This window comes from Lactococcus sp. NH2-7C (assembly GCF_029953655.1).
Lineage (GTDB): Bacteria > Bacillota > Bacilli > Lactobacillales > Streptococcaceae > Lactococcus > Lactococcus lactis.
In genome coordinates this window covers 1,484,150-1,504,790 of the sequence record NZ_CP124538.1, presented here as the reverse complement: position 1 = coordinate 1,504,790, position 20,641 = coordinate 1,484,150, and the positions used below count along the sequence as shown (strand labels likewise).

18 protein-coding genes, 1 tRNA gene and 1 other RNA gene are annotated in these 20,641 nt (G+C 34.5%); 6 read left to right on the top strand and 14 right to left on the bottom strand.

Going from position 1 to position 20,641, the window contains the following annotated elements; genetic code table 11:
* The 5 genes from QJV49_RS07585 to lpdA all read left to right on the top strand — a co-directional run bounded on the left by QJV49_RS07585 (position 1) and on the right by lpdA (position 6,420).
* Positions 1-1,002 (top strand): lipoate--protein ligase, encoded by a 1,002-nt coding sequence (locus QJV49_RS07585; protein WP_225512453.1) that lies wholly within the window; start codon positions 1-3, stop codon positions 1,000-1,002.
* 88 nt (positions 1,003-1,090) lie between these two features.
* A complete protein-coding gene (locus tag QJV49_RS07580) occupies positions 1,091-2,215 on the top strand; it encodes a thiamine pyrophosphate-dependent dehydrogenase E1 component subunit alpha (protein ID WP_225512454.1) in 1,125 nt (374 codons plus the stop codon).
* A gap of 2 nt (positions 2,216-2,217) precedes the next feature.
* Complete coding sequence (locus QJV49_RS07575; RefSeq protein WP_225512455.1) at positions 2,218-3,198, top strand: alpha-ketoacid dehydrogenase subunit beta; 981 nt, start codon at positions 2,218-2,220, stop codon at positions 3,196-3,198.
* The gene (locus QJV49_RS07570; protein ID WP_225512456.1) at positions 3,191-4,807 is read left to right on the top strand and encodes a 2-oxo acid dehydrogenase subunit E2; all 1,617 of its coding nucleotides are present in this window, start codon (positions 3,191-3,193) and stop codon (positions 4,805-4,807) included. The genes QJV49_RS07575 and QJV49_RS07570 overlap by 8 nt, the downstream gene beginning before the upstream one ends.
* Positions 4,808-5,001: 194 nt before the next feature.
* Positions 5,002-6,420, top strand: coding sequence for a dihydrolipoyl dehydrogenase (gene lpdA, locus QJV49_RS07565; RefSeq protein ID WP_010905074.1), 1,419 nt, complete (start codon positions 5,002-5,004; stop codon positions 6,418-6,420).
* 81 nt (positions 6,421-6,501) lie between these two features.
* Here lpdA and QJV49_RS07560 read toward each other — a convergent pair whose 3' ends face one another.
* The 8 genes from QJV49_RS07560 to QJV49_RS07525 form a co-directional block, all read right to left on the bottom strand.
* Complete coding sequence (locus QJV49_RS07560) at positions 6,502-7,998, bottom strand: ABC transporter ATP-binding protein (protein ID WP_281449124.1); 1,497 nt, start codon at positions 7,996-7,998, stop codon at positions 6,502-6,504.
* Between the two features lie 69 nt (positions 7,999-8,067).
* Positions 8,068-8,208 carry a hypothetical protein gene (locus QJV49_RS07555; protein ID WP_281449123.1) on the bottom strand — a complete coding sequence of 47 codons (141 nt, stop codon included), beginning with the start codon at positions 8,206-8,208 and terminating at the stop codon, positions 8,068-8,070.
* A 242-nt stretch (positions 8,209-8,450) separates the two neighbouring features.
* The gene (locus tag QJV49_RS07550) at positions 8,451-9,338 is read right to left on the bottom strand and encodes a radical SAM protein (protein WP_225512458.1); all 888 of its coding nucleotides are present in this window, start codon (positions 9,336-9,338) and stop codon (positions 8,451-8,453) included.
* 231 nt (positions 9,339-9,569) lie between these two features.
* The gene (locus QJV49_RS07545) at positions 9,570-10,451 is read right to left on the bottom strand and encodes an Rgg/GadR/MutR family transcriptional regulator (RefSeq protein WP_225512459.1); all 882 of its coding nucleotides are present in this window, start codon (positions 10,449-10,451) and stop codon (positions 9,570-9,572) included.
* A gap of 113 nt (positions 10,452-10,564) precedes the next feature.
* Complete coding sequence (gene recO, locus QJV49_RS07540) at positions 10,565-11,320, bottom strand: DNA repair protein RecO (protein WP_225512460.1); 756 nt, start codon at positions 11,318-11,320, stop codon at positions 10,565-10,567.
* Between the two features lie 98 nt (positions 11,321-11,418).
* Complete coding sequence (locus QJV49_RS07535; protein WP_225512461.1) at positions 11,419-12,594, bottom strand: pyridoxal phosphate-dependent aminotransferase; 1,176 nt, start codon at positions 12,592-12,594, stop codon at positions 11,419-11,421.
* Positions 12,595-12,744: 150 nt separating this feature from the next.
* Positions 12,745-12,817: transfer RNA gene (locus tag QJV49_RS07530), tRNA-Lys, on the bottom strand.
* Between the two features lie 241 nt (positions 12,818-13,058).
* Positions 13,059-13,580, bottom strand: coding sequence for a GNAT family N-acetyltransferase (locus tag QJV49_RS07525; protein ID WP_225512462.1), 522 nt, complete (start codon positions 13,578-13,580; stop codon positions 13,059-13,061).
* Positions 13,581-13,789: 209 nt separating this feature from the next.
* Here QJV49_RS07525 and QJV49_RS07520 point away from each other — a divergent pair, with 209 nt between their 5' ends.
* On the top strand, positions 13,790-15,412 hold the full coding sequence (locus QJV49_RS07520) for a SulP family inorganic anion transporter (RefSeq protein ID WP_225512463.1): 1,623 nt from the start codon (positions 13,790-13,792) through the stop codon (positions 15,410-15,412).
* 80 nt (positions 15,413-15,492) lie between these two features.
* Here QJV49_RS07520 and QJV49_RS07515 read toward each other — a convergent pair whose 3' ends face one another.
* The 6 genes from QJV49_RS07515 to QJV49_RS07490 form a co-directional block, all read right to left on the bottom strand.
* Positions 15,493-15,735, bottom strand: a complete 243-nt coding sequence (locus QJV49_RS07515) for a TM2 domain-containing protein (RefSeq protein ID WP_225512464.1) — start codon at positions 15,733-15,735, stop codon at positions 15,493-15,495.
* A gap of 76 nt (positions 15,736-15,811) precedes the next feature.
* Positions 15,812-16,261, bottom strand: a complete 450-nt coding sequence (locus QJV49_RS07510) for a GNAT family N-acetyltransferase (RefSeq protein WP_225512465.1) — start codon at positions 16,259-16,261, stop codon at positions 15,812-15,814.
* A 319-nt stretch (positions 16,262-16,580) separates the two neighbouring features.
* Positions 16,581-16,773: non-coding RNA, 6S RNA (gene ssrS, locus QJV49_RS07505), on the bottom strand.
* A 105-nt stretch (positions 16,774-16,878) separates the two neighbouring features.
* Positions 16,879-18,036: a mannitol-1-phosphate 5-dehydrogenase gene (locus QJV49_RS07500; RefSeq protein ID WP_225512466.1), complete on the bottom strand. Its 1,158-nt coding sequence runs from the start codon at positions 18,034-18,036 to the stop codon at positions 16,879-16,881.
* A 137-nt stretch (positions 18,037-18,173) separates the two neighbouring features.
* A complete protein-coding gene (locus tag QJV49_RS07495) occupies positions 18,174-18,605 on the bottom strand; it encodes a PTS sugar transporter subunit IIA (protein WP_225512467.1) in 432 nt (143 codons plus the stop codon).
* Between the two features lie 47 nt (positions 18,606-18,652).
* Positions 18,653-20,590: a transcription antiterminator gene (locus QJV49_RS07490; protein ID WP_225512468.1), complete on the bottom strand. Its 1,938-nt coding sequence runs from the start codon at positions 20,588-20,590 to the stop codon at positions 18,653-18,655.
* Between the last annotated feature and the right edge of the window lie 51 nt (positions 20,591-20,641).

Genomic DNA, 20,641 nt, shown 5'->3' with positions numbered 1-20,641 from the left:
ATGCAATTTATTAACTATCTAGGTCAAGACGCTTACACAAATATCGCGATGGACAGCTGGCTACTTTATCACCTAAAACCAACTGAGCCTGTTTTCGCTTTATGGCAAAATAAACGTGCAGTTATTGTGGGGCGCAACCAAAACACTTTTGCTGAAGTGAATCAAGACTACATTGACAGTCATGATGTTCAAGTTGTTCGTCGAGTATCTGGCGGTGGTGCAGTTTATCATGATGAAGGAAACATCTGTTTCACCTTTTTTGTTCCTGTCGAAAATTCTGGCTCTGTCAACTTTAAAAAATTTGTTCAACCGATGTATGAAGCACTCCATGCCGTTGGAATCAAAGCTGAAATCACTGGACGCAATGACCTTGAGGTTGAGGGTAAAAAGATTTCGGGAAATGCCCAACGCTATGCCGGAGGTTATTTGATGCATCACGGAACCCTCCTTTGGGACACTGATGTTGAAGCAATGATTCGTTCTCTCAATGTTTCTGATGAGAAATTTGTCAGTAAAGCGGCTAAATCAGTTCGCGCTCGTGTGGGAAATATCAAAGATTTTGCCCCTGAGGACTTAACCTTAGATAGTTTTATTGACGCATTAAAATACTATCTCACAGACGAAGGAAAAGATGGTGAATTAGTTTTAACTGATGACCAACTTAGCTCAATCAAAAAAATAAGAGATGAACAATTTGCGACTTGGGATTGGAATTATGGCGAATCACCAAAATTCTCCTTCCAAAATCACGCTAAATTTACCGGCGGAGCCATTGATATTCAAGTCAATGTCGAAAATGGTAAAATCACTGAAATTAATTTCCAAGGAGATTTCTTAGGCGTTCGAGATTGGCGAGATATTAAAGAGCAATTTATTGGTCTAGAATTTGAGCCTTCTGCAATTCTTGAAGTTCTTGAAACAAATAAAGAAGGACAATATTTTGGAACAATTCAAAATACTGAACTTTCTGAAATGTTCAAAGCTGACTACCGAACAAATTAAGTTATTTCACAAGCATAACCTTAGGAAATTTCTCCAAAAAATGATAAATTTCTAATTATAGACACATAAAATAGAAAGGGAATCTATTATGTCAAATTCAGAACAAATCTTAGATTTCAAAGCGCAGCTAGAACTGCAAGACACCACATTTCCAATGCTTCAAATTCTTAACGAAGAAGGAAAAATTGTTGACGAAGATGGTCTTAAACGTGCAGGACTTTCTGATGAAAAACTCGTTGAACTCTTTAAAAGCATGCTTTTTGCACGTCAAGTTGACATTCGTTCAATGAAATTAGCTAAACAAGGACGTATGGGATTCTTTGGACCTCACGCTGGTCAAGAAGCTTCTCAAATGGCCTCATCATTCGCTTTCACTGACGAAGACTGGCTTTTCCCAGGTTACCGTGACTTGCCACAAATTTACGCAAAAGGTTGGCCAATTTGGAAAGGTCTTCTTTGGTCTCGTGGACATCAACTTGGAAATGAATACACTACCGAGGATGGTAAACCTGTAAACTCATGGTTCCCACAAATTATCATTGGTGCTCAATATGTTGAAGCCGCTGGTGTGGCACTCGGACTCAAAAAACGTAAAAAAGATGCTGTAGCTTTCGTTTACACTGGTGATGGTGGTTCTTCACAAGGTGATACTTATGAAGGAATTAACTTTGCTGGAGCTTATAAAGCCCCACTTGTTGCCTTTATCCAAAATAACGGCTACGCAATTTCAACTCCACGTAGTCTCCAGAGTGCTGCTCCTCATTTGGCTGCTAAAGGTTGGGCCGCAGGTGCTCCTTCTATCGTAGTTGATGGAATGGACGCGATTGCTATGTATCTTGCCTCTAAAGAAGCTCGTGCTTGGGCAGTAGCTGGAAATGGTCCAGTTGTTATTGAAGCAATTACAAACCGTTTAGAACCACACTCAACAGCTGGTGATGACCCACTTCGCTATCGTACTAAAGAAGACATTGAAGCTTGGTGGAAAAAAGAACCTCTCGTTCGTATGCGTAATTTCCTGACTGAAAAAGGACTTTGGGATACAGAGAAAGAGGAAGCTTATATTGCTGAACTTGATGCAGGTATTGATGCCGACATTAAGAAAGCCAATAATGTTGAAAAACAAAAAATTTCTAGCTTCATTAAAAATACACTTGAAGTGCCAAGCCAAGCAATGGCAGAACAAATTGCAAAATTTGAAAGCGAGGGCAAATAAGAATGGCAGTAAAAACTTATATTGCAGCAATTACAGAAGCGCTTGATTTGGCGCTTGAAAAAGATAAAGATGCACTCATTTTTGGTGAGGACGTTGGACAAAATGGTGGGGTTTTCCGTGCTACTGATGGTCTGCAAGCAAAATACGGAGAAGAACGTGTTTTCAATACTCCACTTGCTGAATCAGGAATTGGTGGAATGGCAATTGGTCTTGCAACACAAGGTTTCCACCCAATTATGGAAATTCAATTCGGAACCTTTATCTTTGAAGTTTTCGACTCAATTGCTGGACAAATGAGCCGGACACGTTATCGTTTTAATAACACGCGTTCAAATAATATTGTCGTGCGTACACCTTATGGAATCGGAACTAAAACGCCTGAAATGCACGCAGATTCAATTGAAGGGCTATTTTCACAAATCCCAGGAATTCGTGTTGTAATGCCTTCAAATCCAGCTGACGCTAAAGGATTGTTGTTGGCTTCAATTGAAAATAACGATCCTGTTATTTTCCTTGAAAACCTTCACCTTTATCGCTCACTTAAAGGTGAAGTTCCTGAAGGTTACTATACTACACCACTTGATACTGCTGCAGTCGCTAAAGAAGGCTCTGATGTTTCAATCATTGCTTATGGTGGAACAGTTCCACTTGCTCTTAAAGCAGCTGAACAACTCGAAAAAGATGGAATTAAAGCTGAAGTCCTTGACCTCAGAACAGTTGCTCCTCTTGATATTGCGTCAATTGGTAAAACAGTTGAAAAAACTGGGCGTGTGGTCGTTGTTCAAGAAGCTCAACGTACAGCCGGTATCGCAGCGAATGTCATGGCCGAAATTTCAGAACGTTTTGTTTTGAACCTTAAAGCGCCAATTGGACGTGTTACTGGTCCTGACTCAATTTTCCCATTTGCACAAGCAGAAAATGACTGGGCAGTAAAAGCTGAAGATATTGTGAATAAAGTTAAAGAGGTGGTTGACTATGACTGAGATTTTTAAAATGCCTGATATTGGCGAAGGAATGCACGAAGGAGACATTGCCAACTGGTTAGTTAAAGTTGGAGATGTGGTTAAAGAAGATGACCCAATTGCTGAAGTACAAAATGATAAACTTATGCAAGAAATTCTCTCTCCTTATTCTGGTACCGTAACAAAACTTTTCGTTGAAGCTGGAACAACCGTAGAAGTTGATTCTCCTTTGGTTGAGTTTGATGGTGACGGTTCAGGATCTTCTGCAGCTGCAGCTGCTCCTACTGCTCAAGAAACAGCTAGTTCTGATACTGCTGCAACTGATGCACCTTCTGGAGAAGCTCAAATCTTTACGATGCCTGATATTGGTGAAGGAATGCATGAAGGAGATATCGCCAACTGGTTAGTTAAAGTTGGAGATGAAATTAAAGAAGATGATCCTGTTGCAGAGGTTCAAAATGATAAACTCATGCAAGAAATTCTTTCTCCATATTCTGGAAAAGTCACTAAACTTTTCGTTGAAGCTGGAACAACTGTAGAAGTTGGGGCTCCTTTGATTGAATACAATGGAAATGGGGCTGCTCCAGCAGCTGCTAGTCCTGCTCCAGTCGCAGAAGCACCTAAAGCAGCTACTCCTGCTACTAGTCCTGCAAGCCCTGCAAATGCTCCATTGACTAAAACAACTTCTACTGGCCACATTCTCGCTATGCCTTCTGTTCGTCATTACGCACGCAAGGCTGGTATTGATTTAAGTCAAGTTCCTGCAACTGGTCGTCACGGTCACACAACGTTGGCTGATGTTAAAGCTTTTGAATCTGGCAATGTCGCTCCTATCGCTCAAACAGCTCCAGAAGCTGCTCCAGCACCTAAGGCTGACAAACCAGCAGCTCCTGTTGCTGAAAAAGCGCCAAGCGTTAAAGCAGGGGCTGGTGATCGACGTGAAGCAATGAATCCAACCCGTAAAGTTGTTTCTAAAGTCATGACTGCTCAACATACACACATTCCACCAGTAACAAACTTTGACCAAGTTGAAGTTTCTAAACTCGTGAAACATCGTGCTGTCTTTAAAGAAATTGCTGCAAAACAAGATATTAAATTAACTTATCTTGCTTATGTTGCTAAAGCTTTGGCTACTACTGCTCATAAATTCCCAGATATCAATGCTTCTGTTGACTATGAAAAACAAGAAATTGTTTATCATGAACATGTCAACCTTGGAATAGCTGTAAATGCTCCAACTGGTTTGTATGTTCCAGTTATTCATGAAGCTGAGACTAAATCAATTCTTGAAATTGCTAAAGAAATCGCTGAATTAGCTACTGCTACACGAGAAGGAACACTTAAACCTCAACAAATGCAAGGTTCAACAATTACAATTTCAAATATTGGATCTGCTCGTGGTTCTTGGTTTACACCAATCATTAATGGTTCTGATGTCGTGATTTTAGGACTGGGTTCAATTGTTAAAGAACCAATTGTTAATGGTGAAGGCGAAATCGTTGTGGGACAAAACATGAAATTGTCTATGACTTATGACCACCGTTTGATTGATGGTATGTTGGGTCAAACATCACTTAACTACTTGAAATCTCTATTGGCTGACCCTGAGTTCATGCTTATGGAAATCTAATAGGCTGTAATAAATGGTGCTAAAGCATCTATTTATTACAGGCGTGTCTCCCTAGAGGATACTCGCTAATTGTCTTATTAGTAAAGGAACGAAAAAATATTTTTTTCGTTTCTTTCTGTCATAGATTTAAAAAACTAGTTTACAGTATTGTAAATTCAAGTTGACACTAATGTTTACAAGAAAGAGGATATATTATGGTTGTTGGTGCACAAGCAACAGAAGTTGATTTGGTTGTTATTGGTTCAGGCCCTGGTGGTTATGTTGCAGCCATCCGTGCGGCTGAACTTGGTAAAAAAGTTACAATTATTGAAAAAGATAATGTTGGTGGGGTTTGTTTAAATATTGGTTGTATCCCATCAAAAGCATTGATTAATATTGGTCATCATTACCAAGAATCTTTGGAGGAAGAAAAAGGAGAAAATCCTTTTGGTCTTTCTGTCGGAAATGTTAAATTAAACTGGGAATCTGCCCAAAAATGGAAACAAGATAAAGTTGTCAACCAGTTGACAGGTGGCGTTAAAATGCTACTTAAAAAACACAAAGTTGACGTGATTCAAGGAACTGCAGAATTTATTGATAACAATACAATAAATGTTGAACAAGAAGATGGGTTCCAACTTTTGCAATTTAATGATGTGATTATCTCAACTGGTTCACGTCCTATCGAAATTCCTTCTTTCCCATTTGGTGGTCGCATTATTGACTCTACTGGTGCTTTGTCACTTCCAGAAGTTCCTAAACATTTGATTATTGTTGGGGGAGGAGTTATTGGTTCTGAGCTTGGTGGAGCTTACCGTATGCTTGGTTCTAAGATTACAATTGTTGAAGGTTTGGACCACATTTTAAACGGGTTTGATAAAGAAATGTCTGATATCATTGCTAATCGCGTTAAATCTGCTGGTTCTGAAATCTTTACTTCAGCAATGGCTAAATCAGCTACTCAAACTGATAAAGATGTAACTTTGACTTTTGAGGTTGATGGAAAAGAACAAACAGTGACTGGTGATTACTTACTCGTTTCTGTTGGACGTCGTCCAAATACTGATTTAATCGGCTTGAACAACACTGATGTTAAATTGACTGACCGTGGTTTGATTGAAGTTGACGATTCTTATGCAACTAATGTTCCTCACATTTATGCAATCGGTGATGTGGTTCCTGGTCCAATGCTCGCTCACAAAGCTTCTTTCCAAGCTAAAGTTGCTGCTGCTGCGATTGCTGGAGCTGAGGACGACGTGGACTTACACGTTGCTTTGCCTGCTGTAGCTTATACAACAACTGAATTGGCAACAGTTGGAGAAACGCCTGAATCAGTTAAAGACCGTAAAGATGTTAAAATTTCTAAGTTCCCATTTGCTGCAAATGGCCGTGCCATTTCAATGAATGATACGACTGGTTTCTTACGTTTGATTACTGAAACTAAAGAAGGGGCCTTAATCGGTGCTCAAATCGTTGGCCCTGGTGCATCTGACTTGATTTCTGGTTTATCACTAGCGATTGAAAATGGATTGACTTCTAAAGACATTTCATTGACTATCCAACCTCACCCAACACTTGGTGAAGCGATTATGGATACAGCTGAATTGGCTGATGGCTTACCAATTCACGTTTAATAAAATTAAAAATCACTGACGGATTTGTCAGTGATTTTTTCTATGGATAAATTTACTAACGGAAAATCTGTCAGTAAATTTTTATAATTCTATGACTTCATCAAAATAAGGACGAGTTTCAGCATAAAAATGGTGAGTAATCATAATTACTGTCAAACTTGGATTTTGTAATATACTTTGTTCAACAGCTAGAGCTGTCAACTTGTCAAGGCTAGCCGTACTTTCATCCATAATTAAAATTGGTTTTTCTCCTAATAATTCCCGAGCAATAGCCACTCTTTGCTTTTGTCCTCCTGATAAATTATTATCAAATTTATTGGTCAGCTTGCCTTTTAAAAAGTCCTCTGCTTTGACTTCTTTCAACACTTTTTCTAATTTTTCGTCAGTAATTTCTCGATTCATTTTTAAATTTTCTTTTAAGCTGTCATTAAAAAGATAGGGAAATTGGCTAATCGTTGCAATGATAGATTGTAGCTTCCCTTTATCAATAATTTTGTAATCTAAACCATCCAGCTTAATAGTCCCTTGATAATCTTCTAAATCTCCATTGAGCAATTGAATTAATGTTGTTTTTCCTGACCCACTCTCACCAACTATTGCGTACTTTTTCCCTTTTTTAATTTCAAAATTTGGATAAGTAATTTTCTTATCTCCTAATTTAATCGAAATATTTTCAAAAGATAATTTCTTCTCAAAAGTACTGACAGACTTGCTTTCTCTTTGATTTGATACTTTCGGATATTTCGTCAGTAATTTATCAGTTCCTAAAGCAATAGTGAAGCAATCAGCAATGGTATTCAGTCCATTAAAAATATTTCCAGCAAAATTTCCTGAAACTAATAATGTCCCTAAAAGGACAATATGCTTAAAAGCTAAAAGTGCATTAACCCCCAAAATTACGGACTGTGAAAGAAAACTCAGGCCAACTGTACACATCATTGCTGTCGAGACTAACTTTGCTTTGCTTATTTTTACCGCTTTTAGTTGCTCATAAACTTGAAGCAAGCGAGAAGTAAAAAAATCAAACTGCCGATTGTGATAAATTACTTCATACCCTTTGAGTTTGTCATTACTTTCTTTTAATGCTTTTTCGGCACTATTTGACACCTCTTGGGTCGCTTTGACCATTTTCTTTTGAAATAACTTTGGAAGAATCAATAAAATAAGAGCTAAGCCAAGGGTTGTCGCAAAAAGAATCCAATGAAAAGTAAATAAGGCAAAACTTGAGAAAAGCACCAGAAAAATATTTTCTATCATGAAATATATTTCTTTATAACCATCTGTGTCTAAGAGTATTGCATCATTATTTAACCACGAATTGTATTGATCCTTGCTCTCTTTAGAAAATTCCTGATAAGTAAGTGAAGTCAAATTTTTTAAAATATCTTTACGGATTAAATTTAACTGGGTTTGTGTTGTTTTTTCTGTCTGAACCACTTCTATTTTTCTAATAATCATCATGATTAGAAAAATAATTAAGCTAAGAAGAAACCAAAAAAGTCCTTTGGAAATATTTGATTTCATCAGAGCATTAACCAAATTGACTTTAAGATAGTTCCCATAAACATATAAAGCCATATTAGTGATAATTATGAGAAGTAGAATAATATTCTGAAATTTGTTTTTTTTAATGTAAGTGAGCATATTTTAAACCTCAATTCCAATCTCATAAGTAATCAAATTTTGCTTTTCTAACATTAAAATCATATCAGAAGTCTTATCTTTTGAGGAAATACAGTACTGTAAGCTATCAGCATTTAATCTTTTCAAGGGACAACGATTATTCATACAGATAGGTAATACCGAGCAGCTTTTACATTCTTCAGTTTCAGTAGAATTTACCCAAAGTGACTCTTTATTTTCGCTAATTAATAGTTTTCCGCCCCTACCGATAAAATATTATTAGCTTGATAAAGTGCTACTGTACATTTATAAACTAATCCATCTGACCCTATGACATAGTGATTTTTTATTGAAGCATAGCATAAATTGGAAGCGGTCATAGACCAAATAAACGGAACCGTGTGCCCTCATTGCTCAATAACTTTACTAGCCAGTTCAAAACGAACATCTTTCTCAATAATTTTTGAATTTCTTTCTCCCCAATTACCAATATTATGAAAGGCGAACAAAATATTTTCACACTTTCCAAAATTTATGATTGATTCATGGATATACTCCTCCATGAACTTATAATTTTCTTCTCCAACATTCGTTCTTAACATAATAAAGATATCAGATGGAATCATTTCTTGTATTAATAATAAATTACTGATAATTCTTTCATAAGTTCCATGACCATTTTTTAGTATTCTTTGTTTATCATGATATTTTTGTCCACCATCTACTGTGATTTGAAAACTTTTAACTTTCAAATTCACCAATTTTTGAAAAACTCTTGGATTTAAAAGGTAGCCATTCGTAGTCATATCAGCACTATATTCAATCTTATTCTTTCGTGCAATTTCTATTACTGAAGAGCTTATATATTCAATAATTTTTAGATTTAATAAAGGTTCTCCACCAAACCATGAAAGTTGAATCTTATCATATTTACTTCTATTATTTTTGATTTCATTATTTATATATTTAATAATATCATTAGCCGTTTCTAATGACATTGCCCTTTTTTCAAATTTCTCATAACAATAAGTGCATCTAAAATTACAATCTTCATGAACTAATAGAATCAGTTGAAGGGTTCGTTCTAATTCTTGATAAGGATTTTTAAAGTTAAAGTTTTCAAGTAAAAATTCTTCAGATTTTAGTAATTCATAAATATCATCATTTGCTATAAAACTTTCAGTCGTGGGAAAATTAACTTTGGAATATTTTATTGATTTTCCATTATAAAAATTATATAGAATAATATTCTCAGCATTTTCTACTTGCTTTACAAACTGATTTAACTTTCTCATCATTTCTCTCCTTATTAAAAAATTCGCCTTTAAAAGACGAATTTTCACATTTTAACAACTATTGCAATTGTTAATTGTGTGCGCACGTACATCTTCTGCTTTTTTGTTCCTTTTGATTGTAATTTTCATGATGAAAATCCTCCAAATATTCTATTATGAGTTGAAATTAAAATTCTATTTCTAATCACAAATCCATTCTACCACTCCATTTTCAAAATCAAAAAACGTCACTTATTTGTGACGTTTTTCTTTCATATAACTTGCCGTTTTGTCATAACCTAATTTTTCATACATAATGGCTAAATTTTCAAAAATCTGATTTCCTTTTTCTATGTTACCAATCAAAAATTGATAATTTCCTTCAACAAATAGATACTCTTTACGAGAATAAACGTCAACAATCGGACTTTCAATCAATTTTTCATAACTATTTAGAAGTACTTCAGCTTGCTCCACCTGAGATTTTTCAATGAAATAATTGGTACAATCTCGAATAACGAGGGTGACTTGAGTTTTATTTTCTGGTATTTTTCGATAAAACTTTGTCCGTTTAATCAGCTCTTTTGAAAACTCAAAAACGAGAGTTTCAGGTAAAAAATAAATAAATTCACTAAATAAAAAGAGTTCAGCCTCACCCCATTCCAACATGGAAAATAGATCATCACTAATTTCTTGAATTTCCTCTTCACTTATCTGATAAGATTTATAGTTTTTTTGTGCCAAAAATGACTTGTATTCTAAAGCACTCCAATAATCTATTCTATTTTGACTCTCTATAAATCTCATCTGTAATTTCTGATAAACATTTTCAATTTCAGACAAATTACTAAGCTCTTGTAGTCGTCCAAGTTCTTCAAAAAGTGCTCGTCCACTCGGAAGCTCATAATTTCTGACATGATAAAGATATTCTTCAAAAGAAAGTCCCATATTTTCAACTAACTCATAAATTTTTGTGAGTGTGATATCAGATTTACCAAGTTCAAAACGTGAAACTTGTTGCTTTGAAGTAATAAAATTTGGTGAATTCTCATAATCTCCTGCAACTTTGGCTAATGACAAATTTTTCATCTCGCGAATTTCACGAAAAACTCTTCCCCATGATTTTGAGTCCATAAATTATCCTCATTTTTTACTGACAGAAATATTTAGAGGTTTCTGTCAGTAATTTTAAGTTTTCCACTGTGGATAAATTTACTGACAGAACTTCTAGCGACTTATCCACAGATTTATTTCATAATATCTGCCCATCCAGACATTCCATCCAAGAATTTTTTGGATTTGAGATGAATTCCGACATATTCATCATAAAGCCCATCAATAAATTGACGAATTTTTAGTTTCATATCTGCTTTTATCGAGATTTTTTTGAGTTCATCTAAAGATATTTCTTGAAAAAGATTGACCAAATAAATCACATTTGGATCAAGATGACTCCGTCGTAAATCTTCATCAAAATGTTGGGGACAAAGGCAGCCACTAAATTTATAAGAAAAATCAAAGGGGCCAACGGTTTTATGACAAAATGCACATTCTGAGAAGTTCAAAGAAATCCCAAAACGATGAAGAACTTGTAATTCAAAGATGTTAGTCACGACTTCCATATCAAATCCTTGATCTAAAAGCTCTAAACTTCGCTTTAAAAATCCATAAAGCCCTGGGTCGTATTGATTATCAGAAATGGCCGCATCAGCCAAACTTATGATATAAGAAGCATGAGCATTGATGAAAATATCTGCACTAATATTTTTATAAACGACCACTTCACTGACATCCTCGATAAAAGAAAATCCCCCGTCATTAATCGTTGCCGTCAATTTTCCATCAGTAAAAGCTTGTAAGGAACTGGCATAAGGAGATTTTCCAAAATTTTTGACAAAAAACATCCGTTTACCAAAAGACTCTGTAAAAATCTTGACCAATTTATCTTTTTCTTTGTAATTACGACTGTAAAGCACTAAACCTTGAGTTTCGGCATCACGCATGATTTTCTCCTTTCGATATTTTATTTCATTATACCAAAAAAATCACTGACAACTCTTGCAATTGTTATCAGTGATTTTTAATTTTACTGACCGATTTCTCAGCCACGTTTTTTAGTCACATAATCAGTCAATCTTGCCATTGCTTGCTCAATCATATCCATTGAAGCCGCATAAGATAAGCGGACAAAACCCTCACCGTACTGTCCAAAAGCGATACCAGGAATAATGGCAACTGCATTTTCTTTTGCAAAATCCACAGCAAATTTGAATGAATCTTGTTCTAAATCAGCTGGAATTTTTGCAAAAATGTAGAAAGCTCCATCTGGTTCAATAATTTTAAAGCCAAGTTCTGACATCTTTTCAATAATATAATCACGACGTTTAAGATATTCTTTTTTCATCGGAAGAGCATCATCAGCACCATTTTTCAAAGCTTCAATCGCTGCAAACTGTGACTGAGTTGAAGCCGAAGTCACCAAATATTGGTGAGTCTTAATAATCTGTGCCACTAATTCACGCGCCGCAAAGATTAATCCTATCCGCCAACCAGTCATCGCATGCGATTTTGATAAACCATTAAGAACGATTGTTTGCTCAGGTGCATATTCAGCAATTGATACATGTGGTTGGTCAGTATAATTTAGTTCAGAATAAACTTCATCAGCAATCACAAATACTTCATGCTTTTTCAAAACTTCAGCTAAAGCCTTAATTTGCTCCCGATTATAAGTTACCCCTGTAGGATTTGCTGGATAATTCAAAATAACAGCCTTAACTTTTCCCTCACGCTCGATAATCGCTTGATCAAGCATCTCAGGTGTGAGAACAAAATCATTAGCTCTTGTATCGATTTCGACCAAAGAACCGCCAGCAAGCGTAATTAATGGCTCATAACCAGGATATGCAGGCGCAGGAATCAAAACTTCATCACCAGCAACTAAAATTGATAACAAAACACTAGAAATGGCTTCCGTTACTCCAACAGTAACTAAAATTTCATCTTCTGCTTTATAAGATAAACCATATTTTTTATTTATAAATTCACTAGCTGCCTGACGTAGTTCTAGTAAACCAGCCATTCCAGTATAGTGACTTTGATTATTTTCAATCGCCACAATCCCTGCTTGTTTAACATGCTCAGGCGTATAAAAATCAGGTTCTCCCAAAGTCAACTTAATAATATCAGGAATAGATGAAACTTGTTGGTCAAACTGACGAATCAATGAAATTTCAATTTTATCTAAATTAGGGTTAAATTTTTTTAATAAATCCATAAAGCATCCTCTACTTACATCCTGTTCTACTGACAGAAATCTTTTGACAATATTATACACTATTTTCAGACTATTTACTTTACTGACAGATTTCTGTCAATAAAAAAAGCACTCTAAACTTTTAAAAATTTAGAGTGCTTTTACTATTTATGGCTCGGCAGGGGCTCGAACCCTGGACCCATAGATTAAGAGTCTACTGCTCTACCAACTGAGCTACCGGGCCAACTTATAAAAAGTTGAATATTTTGTGACCACTTCTAGAATTCTAAAATTCTGTGGTAGTAATGATAAATTGCTTCGCAATTTTTCTATCCGCAACCTTGAAGCAGTGCTTCAAGCCAACTGAGCTACCAGGTCAACTTACTAGCTTATTATACCGATTTATAGAGCAAAATGCAAGAATTTTTATTATTTAAGTCTTAAATATAGAGTTACTAACAAAGAGTTTTAAACTCAATTATTACTTAGTTAAAGGCTTCTGAGTATTGAATTACTCCTGATTTTCCTTCTAAGCCACCGTCACTTAATTCTTTAATCATAAAGTTCTCATCAGAAACTTCAAAAGGTGCTTTGATTTGATATTGACTTGCTGGTACATAACCAAACTTCGGATAATAAGTTTCATGTCCTAAAATACTAATAAACGGATAATCCAAAATTTTTGCTCTTTTTTCAAGTTCCAATAATACTGCTGCCCCAATTCCTTTACCTTGGTAAGTAGTTAAAACATCAAGAGGAGCTAAGACCAAACCTTTGAATTTTTGTGAGTCACTTACTATCTCTACCTCACTCAAAAGACCGTGACCAACGATTTTACCATCTTCAAAAGCAACAATTTCCAAATCTTTGATATAACCTTCTTCATTACGAATTTTATCAACAAGTTCAGCCTCATTACCATAACCATGTTCTGACTGACTAAAAGATTCACGAATAAGTTCAGTAACTTCTTTATAGTTTTCCAAATTTATTGTTTTAATTATCATTATCTTCCTCTCCTAATAAAATCTCTATCATTATTTTAACAGTTATTCTTCTATTTTTCATTAGATATTAGTAATAAATTTATTTTCTAGTTTTTTGATTACAAGAAATTTACCTAATCTTGATTTCATTTCGATTGCGATAATTATTTGATATGATTACTCATCTCTGTTATCATAGAATATTGTGATAAAAAATTAAAGGAATTATTATGATTAAACAATTTTTAGGTATTATTAACTCAGAATTCAAAGACTACAACCGACGAAAATTCTTACAAGATTTGATGGCGGGAATTACTGTAGCTGCCGTTGCACTCCCTCTGGCCCTTGCCTTCGGTGTATCAAGTGGTACAACAGCCGCAGCTGGACTCATAACAGCCATTGTTGCAGGTATAATTATTAGCTCACTTTCTGGAGCTTTCTATCAAATTTCTGGTCCAACAGGAGCAATGGCGGCTATTTTAATTTCACTCATTGGTAAATACGGAATGAATGGAATATTTATTGCTACTTTTATGGCAGGAATCTTTCTATTACTCGCAGGAATTTTCCGTTTAGGAAATTTAATTTCACTTATTCCCTCACCAGTAATCACAGGTTTTACTTCTGGGATTGCGATCATCATTGCCAGCGGACAAATTAAAAACTTTTTCGGAATAGAACATTTTACAGGTTCTTTTTTTGATTTTATGAAATTTATCTCTGGCTTACACATTGATTATCCTTCAACAATTATTGGACTTTTAACAATCTTATTAATGATTTTCTATCCTAAATCATGGGGTAAAAAATTCCCGGCTTCATTGTTGGCTATCCTTCTGTCAACTTTAGCAGTCCTTGCCCTAAAACTAGATATTCCTTTAGTAGGAAAAATTCCAACCACCCTTATTCCCCAAGCTCATCTACGTTTGACTGAATTGAACCTTCAAGACATGCAAACCCTGCTTATCCCAGCTATAAGCATTACCGTACTTGGAATGACCGAAAGTCTCCTTTGTGGTGCCTCAGCAGGTCGTGCAACCAATCACCCAATGGACAATAACCAAGAACTCGTTTCTCAAGGAATCGGAAATATTTTCATTCCCTTTTTCGGAGGAATTCCAGCAACAGCCGCAATTGCTCGAACAAGTGTAGCTATAAAAGCAGGTGCTCAAACTCGCTTAACCGGTATTATTCACGCCCTTATTCTTCTCCTATCAATGTTTCTATTTGCACCATTTATGACTCATATTCCACTAAGTGCTCTTGCTGGTGTTCTTATCATGACCGCCGTAAGAATGAACGAGTGGGAAGCCATTCGTTTCTTATTCAAAAATAAATTAAAAAGTGGAATCATCGAATTTTTTGTAACGATGATTATCACTGTTATTTTTGATTTAAGTACAGCAATTTTAGCAGGAATTATCGTTGGTTTCTTACTTTTTATCGTAAAAATTTCCCAAATTGAAATTAATAGTTCACAAATTGAACCCGAACGAATCAGTCAAAATCATCACGAAGTGTTTACTGATTGGACAGTTATTTATATTTCTGGCCCGCTCTTCTTTTTAAATAGTAGCAAGTTAAAACAAGCAATTGATGAACTTCCAGCAAATACTAATGTTGTTCTTTCTCTAAGAGGTGTACCGATGATTGACGTTACTTCTATAAAACTATTGATTGATATTTACAGTATTTTTCATAAGGAAGAACGCCAAATCGTCTTCGCCTCAATGAATCCTAAATTAAAAGAATCATTTAAGAGAACTGGACTTATTAGCATGGTTGGTGAAGAAGCCATTTACCCAAGTGTTAATGAATTCCTTTTAAATTTAGTTGATAAAAATAAATAAAAAATAGGCCAATGATTGGTCTATTTTTTATTTATAAATTCCTAAAAGAAATTTGAGAAATAACTCAAATAGGTGAGCTATTATCTAGAATATCCACCATTAATAAATGTAATATCTTCAGTATCGTTGTAAGTACTATAAGCCTTGACCAAGGCTATAATCCAATCGACAAAAGACCAAATGCCGAAAGTAGCCCAGTTGAATAATAATTTACAAATTCCCACTCCAATTTGTCCTCGCATAAAACGGTCAACCCCAAGTCCCCCAAATAGAAAACTACCTAGCCATACAAACAAATGTTTGTTAACTGTTTTCGTTGTCATAATAACAATACTCCTATCAGCTTTTTACGTGGCTCAGTGCCTGCACGTTATTTTAATTTGTTAAATAAAATCAACTTTATTCAACAACTTTTTTTAAAGTAAAATTAACAAAATCTTGCCCTCGCAAGTGTACACAATTCTTTTTTGTTTCTTTATAGCCCATTTTTTCAAAGAAAGGCTTAGCAGTAATAGATGAATTAACCATAAAGCTAGTATAATTTGAGCTTTTTTCTAAATCATTTAGAAGTTTTTGCCCTACTCCCTGCCTTTGATAATCTGCACTGACATAAAATAAATCAATATATCCTTTATCATCAATGTTACCAAATCCTACTATCTGCTCATGATTAGAAATGACTCTGGCGTAGGTTTTGGCAAGATTATCATCAAATAATTCTGTGTCAACGTCAACCCAAGCTTTAACTTGTTCCAAAGTATAATCAGAAATATTTACTTCAAAAATAGTGTTTTTAAACAGATTAATAACTTCATCTAAATCTTTTGGTTCATAATTTCTAATCAGCATAAATCTTTACTCCTTTTAGATTCATATCCTTTTACAAACAAAAAACTCATAGAAGTTAAACTATGGGCTTTCAAAATCGAAAGATAGTTTGAAGTACATATCTAGGTACAAACAAAGTTAGACTGACCTTTTATTATTCGTGTAAGGTCTACACATTTGAGGTATCTTTATTCTACAAAAATTATCCAACGAATAAATTAACAAAAATTGTTAACAAATGAATGCAAAAACAAATCTAAAGCTCTAAAGCAGTTCTCTTTAAATATATAGTCCCATAGCTCCAGATTTATTACTGATTTGTCTAATTTTTGTTACACAAAAAAACACTGATTGAATGCCGTATGCTCTTCCGTGTATTGAACCCGCTAAAACGCCAGGTGGGTGTTCTCGCTTCGCATCAGCTTCCCCTACTTTCGTTCGAGGTATTACGCTACCGAATGTCTCATGAACCCCTATGCAATACAAATATAGTCGGTCAAAAAAATGAAAGAGCTCGCACATTCCAGTGCTTTTTCTATGATTCTATAATAACACTTTTTAACTTTTTTTTCAATAGAAAGCGGTTAAATTTTGAATCATAAATTGTATTAATAAAAAATCATCATCTCTCCCAAATTTTATTTTTTATAGTGATTAATAACCTTTTCAATTTCCAAAATTAACTTTTGATTGCTTAAACCAGTCACTTCTTCAATGAGCATTGAGAGTTCTGTTTTTTTTAGTTTTTCTTGGAGTTGAATGGCTTGAACATCATTTTCATCATGGTAAGCAAAAATTTTTCCAACAATATCTAGATGATTTTGATAAGAAAGGTTACGATCGCTTAATTCTCTTATTGGACGAATAAAACGTTCATTATATCCTAATTTCCGGATAGGTGTTCTTGCTACGCGTGACACTTCATCAATAATTTCTGGATTAGAAAAGCGAGAAATGATTAGTTCATGATATTTAATTAACTCATCTTGCTTAAAATATTGAGCCCATTTTGCTAAAAGTAAAGCGCGTGTTTCTTTTTGAACTGCTTTTAGGATATTCAAAATTTCTTCATCCTGTAAACCTTCTAATATTGTTTTATAACCTTTATATGCGCTAGAATAGGCAACTGCAGCATGTCCTGAGTTTACAGAAAAAAGTTTACGCTCAATAAATGGTTCGAGGTCAGTTGTATAATGAACTCCTTCAAGTTTGATTTCTTTATTTTTTAAATGACTTGCATCTATTACCCACTCACTAAAAGGCTCTACCTCAACATAGAGAACATCTTTATGTTTTTGAGCAGGGACAATACGGTCAACTGCAGCATTAGGAAAACCAATAAATTTAGAAAGATAAAGTTTATCAAATTCCGACAGATAATCGGACACTCTTTCTTCCAAAAATTCAGAGCCCCCTATCATATTTTCACAGGCAATAATATCTAACGGACTCTGAACCTTTTCTTCTTTACGTTTCTGAAGTCCTTTTGCAATAAGTTCAGCAATATAAGGCAAGACATTAGGACCAATAGCTGTTGTTACGATATCAGCTTTTGCAATTGCCTCAATTACTGCCTCAGGATTTTCACTATTGTTAATACCAGAGACAGCTTTTACAGAAATTTTTTCATGGGCAGGACTTGCAATCCCAATTTCATAGGAATGTCGATTATTAAGTTCGTCAATTATAGACTTATTTGTGTCAACAAAGTGAATCTCAAATCCATTTTTACTCAAAATTTCACCTATGAAACCACGTCCAATATTTCCTGCACCAAAATGTACTGCTTTTTTCATCTTACTTACTGCTCCTTTATTTAGAAAGTAAAAGTTCAAATAGAATCCTCTAAAATCCTTCTATATAAGCAATTGTAAGCTTTTACATTATGCTGGTAAATATAAAAAATGGCACTAAAAGCTGTGCCATTTTTTTATTAATTTTCAAAGTATTTTGCAATTTCTTCGATTGTTTGGGCATCAGCAAGTTTTACAACATTGTCAACATCCGAGCAAAAAATTGAAATCTTTTGAATCAGCTCAAGATGCTCCTCTTTAATACCCGCAATTCCAAATAGCATTGTTGCTATCTTAGGATTTTCTACTGTTCCAAAGTTTACACCACGAGGAACTTGAACAATGGCTACTCCTGTTTTTAAAACTTCTTTTTTTGATTCATCAGTTCCATGAGGAATTGCAATAAAGTTTCCCATATAGACTGACAATTCTCTGTCTCGTTCAATCATTGCTGAGACATAATTAGGGTTGACATAACCTCCATCAACCAACAAACTTCCACAATATTTTATGGCCTCTTCTTTATTTGAAAAGTTTTGATTAATTTTAATCAGACTTTTTTGAATTTCCATTTAAAAACTACCTTTCTTGGTTTACTAGGTTTACAACTTCTGTAAACCTATTCATCATAATGTTTAACAGCTTCGATGATTATCTCTCTTAGTAACTCACTTACAATTTCATAATTTCCGGAATCGTATATCCTAGTATAAAGCTTGTTTTCAATAATTGAACTTGATATTTTACCTAATAAAAAGGAAACATACTCTGGAACTTCTGGAGGCGCTAATAACAATAGAACTCGTCCAATTTGAATAGGTTGATGATCCATTGCTACTCCTTCAATTGGCTGACTTAAGTCAAAGATTTTGAAGATTGGACTTGAGATTGATGAATGTACTGCGTGAAAGAGAGCAATTTTTGTTTCTGGAATTGCTAGATGTGTTTCTTTAAATCTTTCTTCCACCAAATGGACAAGTTCTCCACTATCCTCTGAGTTTACACGATGAATAATTTGTTTTACAGTATCATGTAATTCTGTCTTATTTTCAAGAGATAGAATTTCAAAAGATTTTAATATTTCATTGCCTATTGAAAATAAGTCATTGAGATTTAAAAAATTCTTTTCTTTTTCTGAATCAGAGGTAAGTGCTCGTGATTTTTGTTGAATTAGCCTCAGTTGGTGACGAATATTTTCCAAATTCTTTTGATCTAACATTGGATTGATGTAGAGGTAATCTAAATCTTTCTCTGTTGTAAAAATGACGTCATATCTTTCTTGAGTGATATGGATTGAACTTTGAATAAGTTCTATCTTTTTTAAGAAGGGAAAATTCTTTCTTAAATTACTCATGATAAATTCGCAAGAAATTCGTCCACGACTGCTGACAAGTGCCGCACGTAAAGGTAAAACTAGGTCACTGCGTTCAAGTGTCGCCACAAAGTGAAGACTTATAAAAGCAATTTCCATTTCTGAAAAATTCTTATCAAAAACTTCCCTTAATGATTCTTTGACTGTTTTGTAAATTTCAGGATTATCCTTATTTATCTTTTTGATAAAATCATTTTCTTTTTTGGGAAAGAGGACTGGTAACATCTCTGATTCTTTGAGATGAGCATATAGTAAACCATATAAACGGTCATCTTTCCCAAACTCTATCTCAAGAATTGTTGAAACTTTATCAATGAGTTGGCGAATTTTATAAGAAAAATCGGTATCAAATTTTTCCATAAATAATAGCTCTCTTCCAAAGCCAAAATATAAAATATCATAAACTGATGCAAGATAAGTGATTTCAGAAACAACAAATTTTGTTGCTGACAACTCTGTCAGTAACTTATTGACAAAGTTTAAGGCTTGCTTACTTGGTCTGCCCAGAGTTTCACTACTGACAAAATATCCCTCATCCAAACGCAGCAAAACAACTAAGCAAAAAAGTTGCATTAAAACTTTGACTTTATCAGTCATTTTTTCAGGTAAATCTATACGTTTAAAAGCCTCATTAACTTTCTTAAATTTGTTTAAATCTATTATTCTTAAAATTTTATTGTTAGAAAGTTGATTAAGAAGTAGTTCCTGAATGCTTGCTGAATTATAAATCACTGCCACAAATACTGGACGAATATTTTCTTCTGCCCCTTTAAGTTTTAAGCCACGATCACGGATTAGTACTAGTTCATTTTCAAACAGAGCTTGCTCAATTTGCCTCAAATCACTAGTTACTGTCGGTTGACTAATTCCAAAATAATCTGTCAGAGAGGCGATAGAGGCTTTATTTTCAATTAATAAAAGCAATTCACCATACAAACGTTCACTTATTGAATAGTCTATTAATTCATGGACTTGAGCAAGTTGATTGATATCCCCTTTCAAAAAATAGCCTTCATCAGTATTTTCCAAACTGAGATTTTCTGGTAAAGACTTTTGTAAATTGTTCAAATCGCGATAAAGCGTTCTGCGACTTGTATCTGTAATTTCCATCATTTCTGCTATCGTAAGCTTTCCACGTTTCAAAAATGTCTGGATTAATTTTTGCTCACGACTTGTTAAAAACATAAAAATTCCTTTTTTAAAATTCTACTCATAACTAGACTGCCAATTAACAGC

Excerpts from the sequence above, each read along its gene's own strand:
- QJV49_RS07585 (WP_225512453.1), top strand. The coding sequence starts at position 1 with ATGCAATTTATTAACTATCTAGGTCAAGACGCTTACACAAATATCGCG.
- QJV49_RS07580 (WP_225512454.1), top strand. The coding sequence starts at position 1,091 with ATGTCAAATTCAGAACAAATCTTAGATTTCAAAGCGCAGCTAGAACTG.
- QJV49_RS07575 (WP_225512455.1), top strand. The coding sequence starts at position 2,218 with ATGGCAGTAAAAACTTATATTGCAGCAATTACAGAAGCGCTTGATTTG.
- QJV49_RS07570 (WP_225512456.1), top strand. The coding sequence starts at position 3,191 with ATGACTGAGATTTTTAAAATGCCTGATATTGGCGAAGGAATGCACGAA.
- lpdA (WP_010905074.1), top strand. The coding sequence starts at position 5,002 with ATGGTTGTTGGTGCACAAGCAACAGAAGTTGATTTGGTTGTTATTGGT.
- QJV49_RS07560 (WP_281449124.1), bottom strand. The coding sequence starts at position 7,998 with ATGGCTTTATATGTTTATGGGAACTATCTTAAAGTCAATTTGGTTAAT.
- QJV49_RS07555 (WP_281449123.1), bottom strand. The coding sequence starts at position 8,208 with ATGAATAATCGTTGTCCCTTGAAAAGATTAAATGCTGATAGCTTACAG.
- QJV49_RS07550 (WP_225512458.1), bottom strand. The coding sequence starts at position 9,338 with ATGAGAAAGTTAAATCAGTTTGTAAAGCAAGTAGAAAATGCTGAGAAT.
- QJV49_RS07545 (WP_225512459.1), bottom strand. The coding sequence starts at position 10,451 with ATGGACTCAAAATCATGGGGAAGAGTTTTTCGTGAAATTCGCGAGATG.
- recO (WP_225512460.1), bottom strand. The coding sequence starts at position 11,320 with ATGCGTGATGCCGAAACTCAAGGTTTAGTGCTTTACAGTCGTAATTAC.
- QJV49_RS07535 (WP_225512461.1), bottom strand. The coding sequence starts at position 12,594 with ATGGATTTATTAAAAAAATTTAACCCTAATTTAGATAAAATTGAAATT.
- QJV49_RS07525 (WP_225512462.1), bottom strand. The coding sequence starts at position 13,580 with ATGATAATTAAAACAATAAATTTGGAAAACTATAAAGAAGTTACTGAA.
- QJV49_RS07520 (WP_225512463.1), top strand. The coding sequence starts at position 13,790 with ATGATTAAACAATTTTTAGGTATTATTAACTCAGAATTCAAAGACTAC.
- QJV49_RS07515 (WP_225512464.1), bottom strand. The coding sequence starts at position 15,735 with ATGACAACGAAAACAGTTAACAAACATTTGTTTGTATGGCTAGGTAGT.
- QJV49_RS07510 (WP_225512465.1), bottom strand. The coding sequence starts at position 16,261 with ATGCTGATTAGAAATTATGAACCAAAAGATTTAGATGAAGTTATTAAT.
- QJV49_RS07500 (WP_225512466.1), bottom strand. The coding sequence starts at position 18,036 with ATGAAAAAAGCAGTACATTTTGGTGCAGGAAATATTGGACGTGGTTTC.
- QJV49_RS07495 (WP_225512467.1), bottom strand. The coding sequence starts at position 18,605 with ATGGAAATTCAAAAAAGTCTGATTAAAATTAATCAAAACTTTTCAAAT.
- QJV49_RS07490 (WP_225512468.1), bottom strand. The coding sequence starts at position 20,590 with ATGTTTTTAACAAGTCGTGAGCAAAAATTAATCCAGACATTTTTGAAA.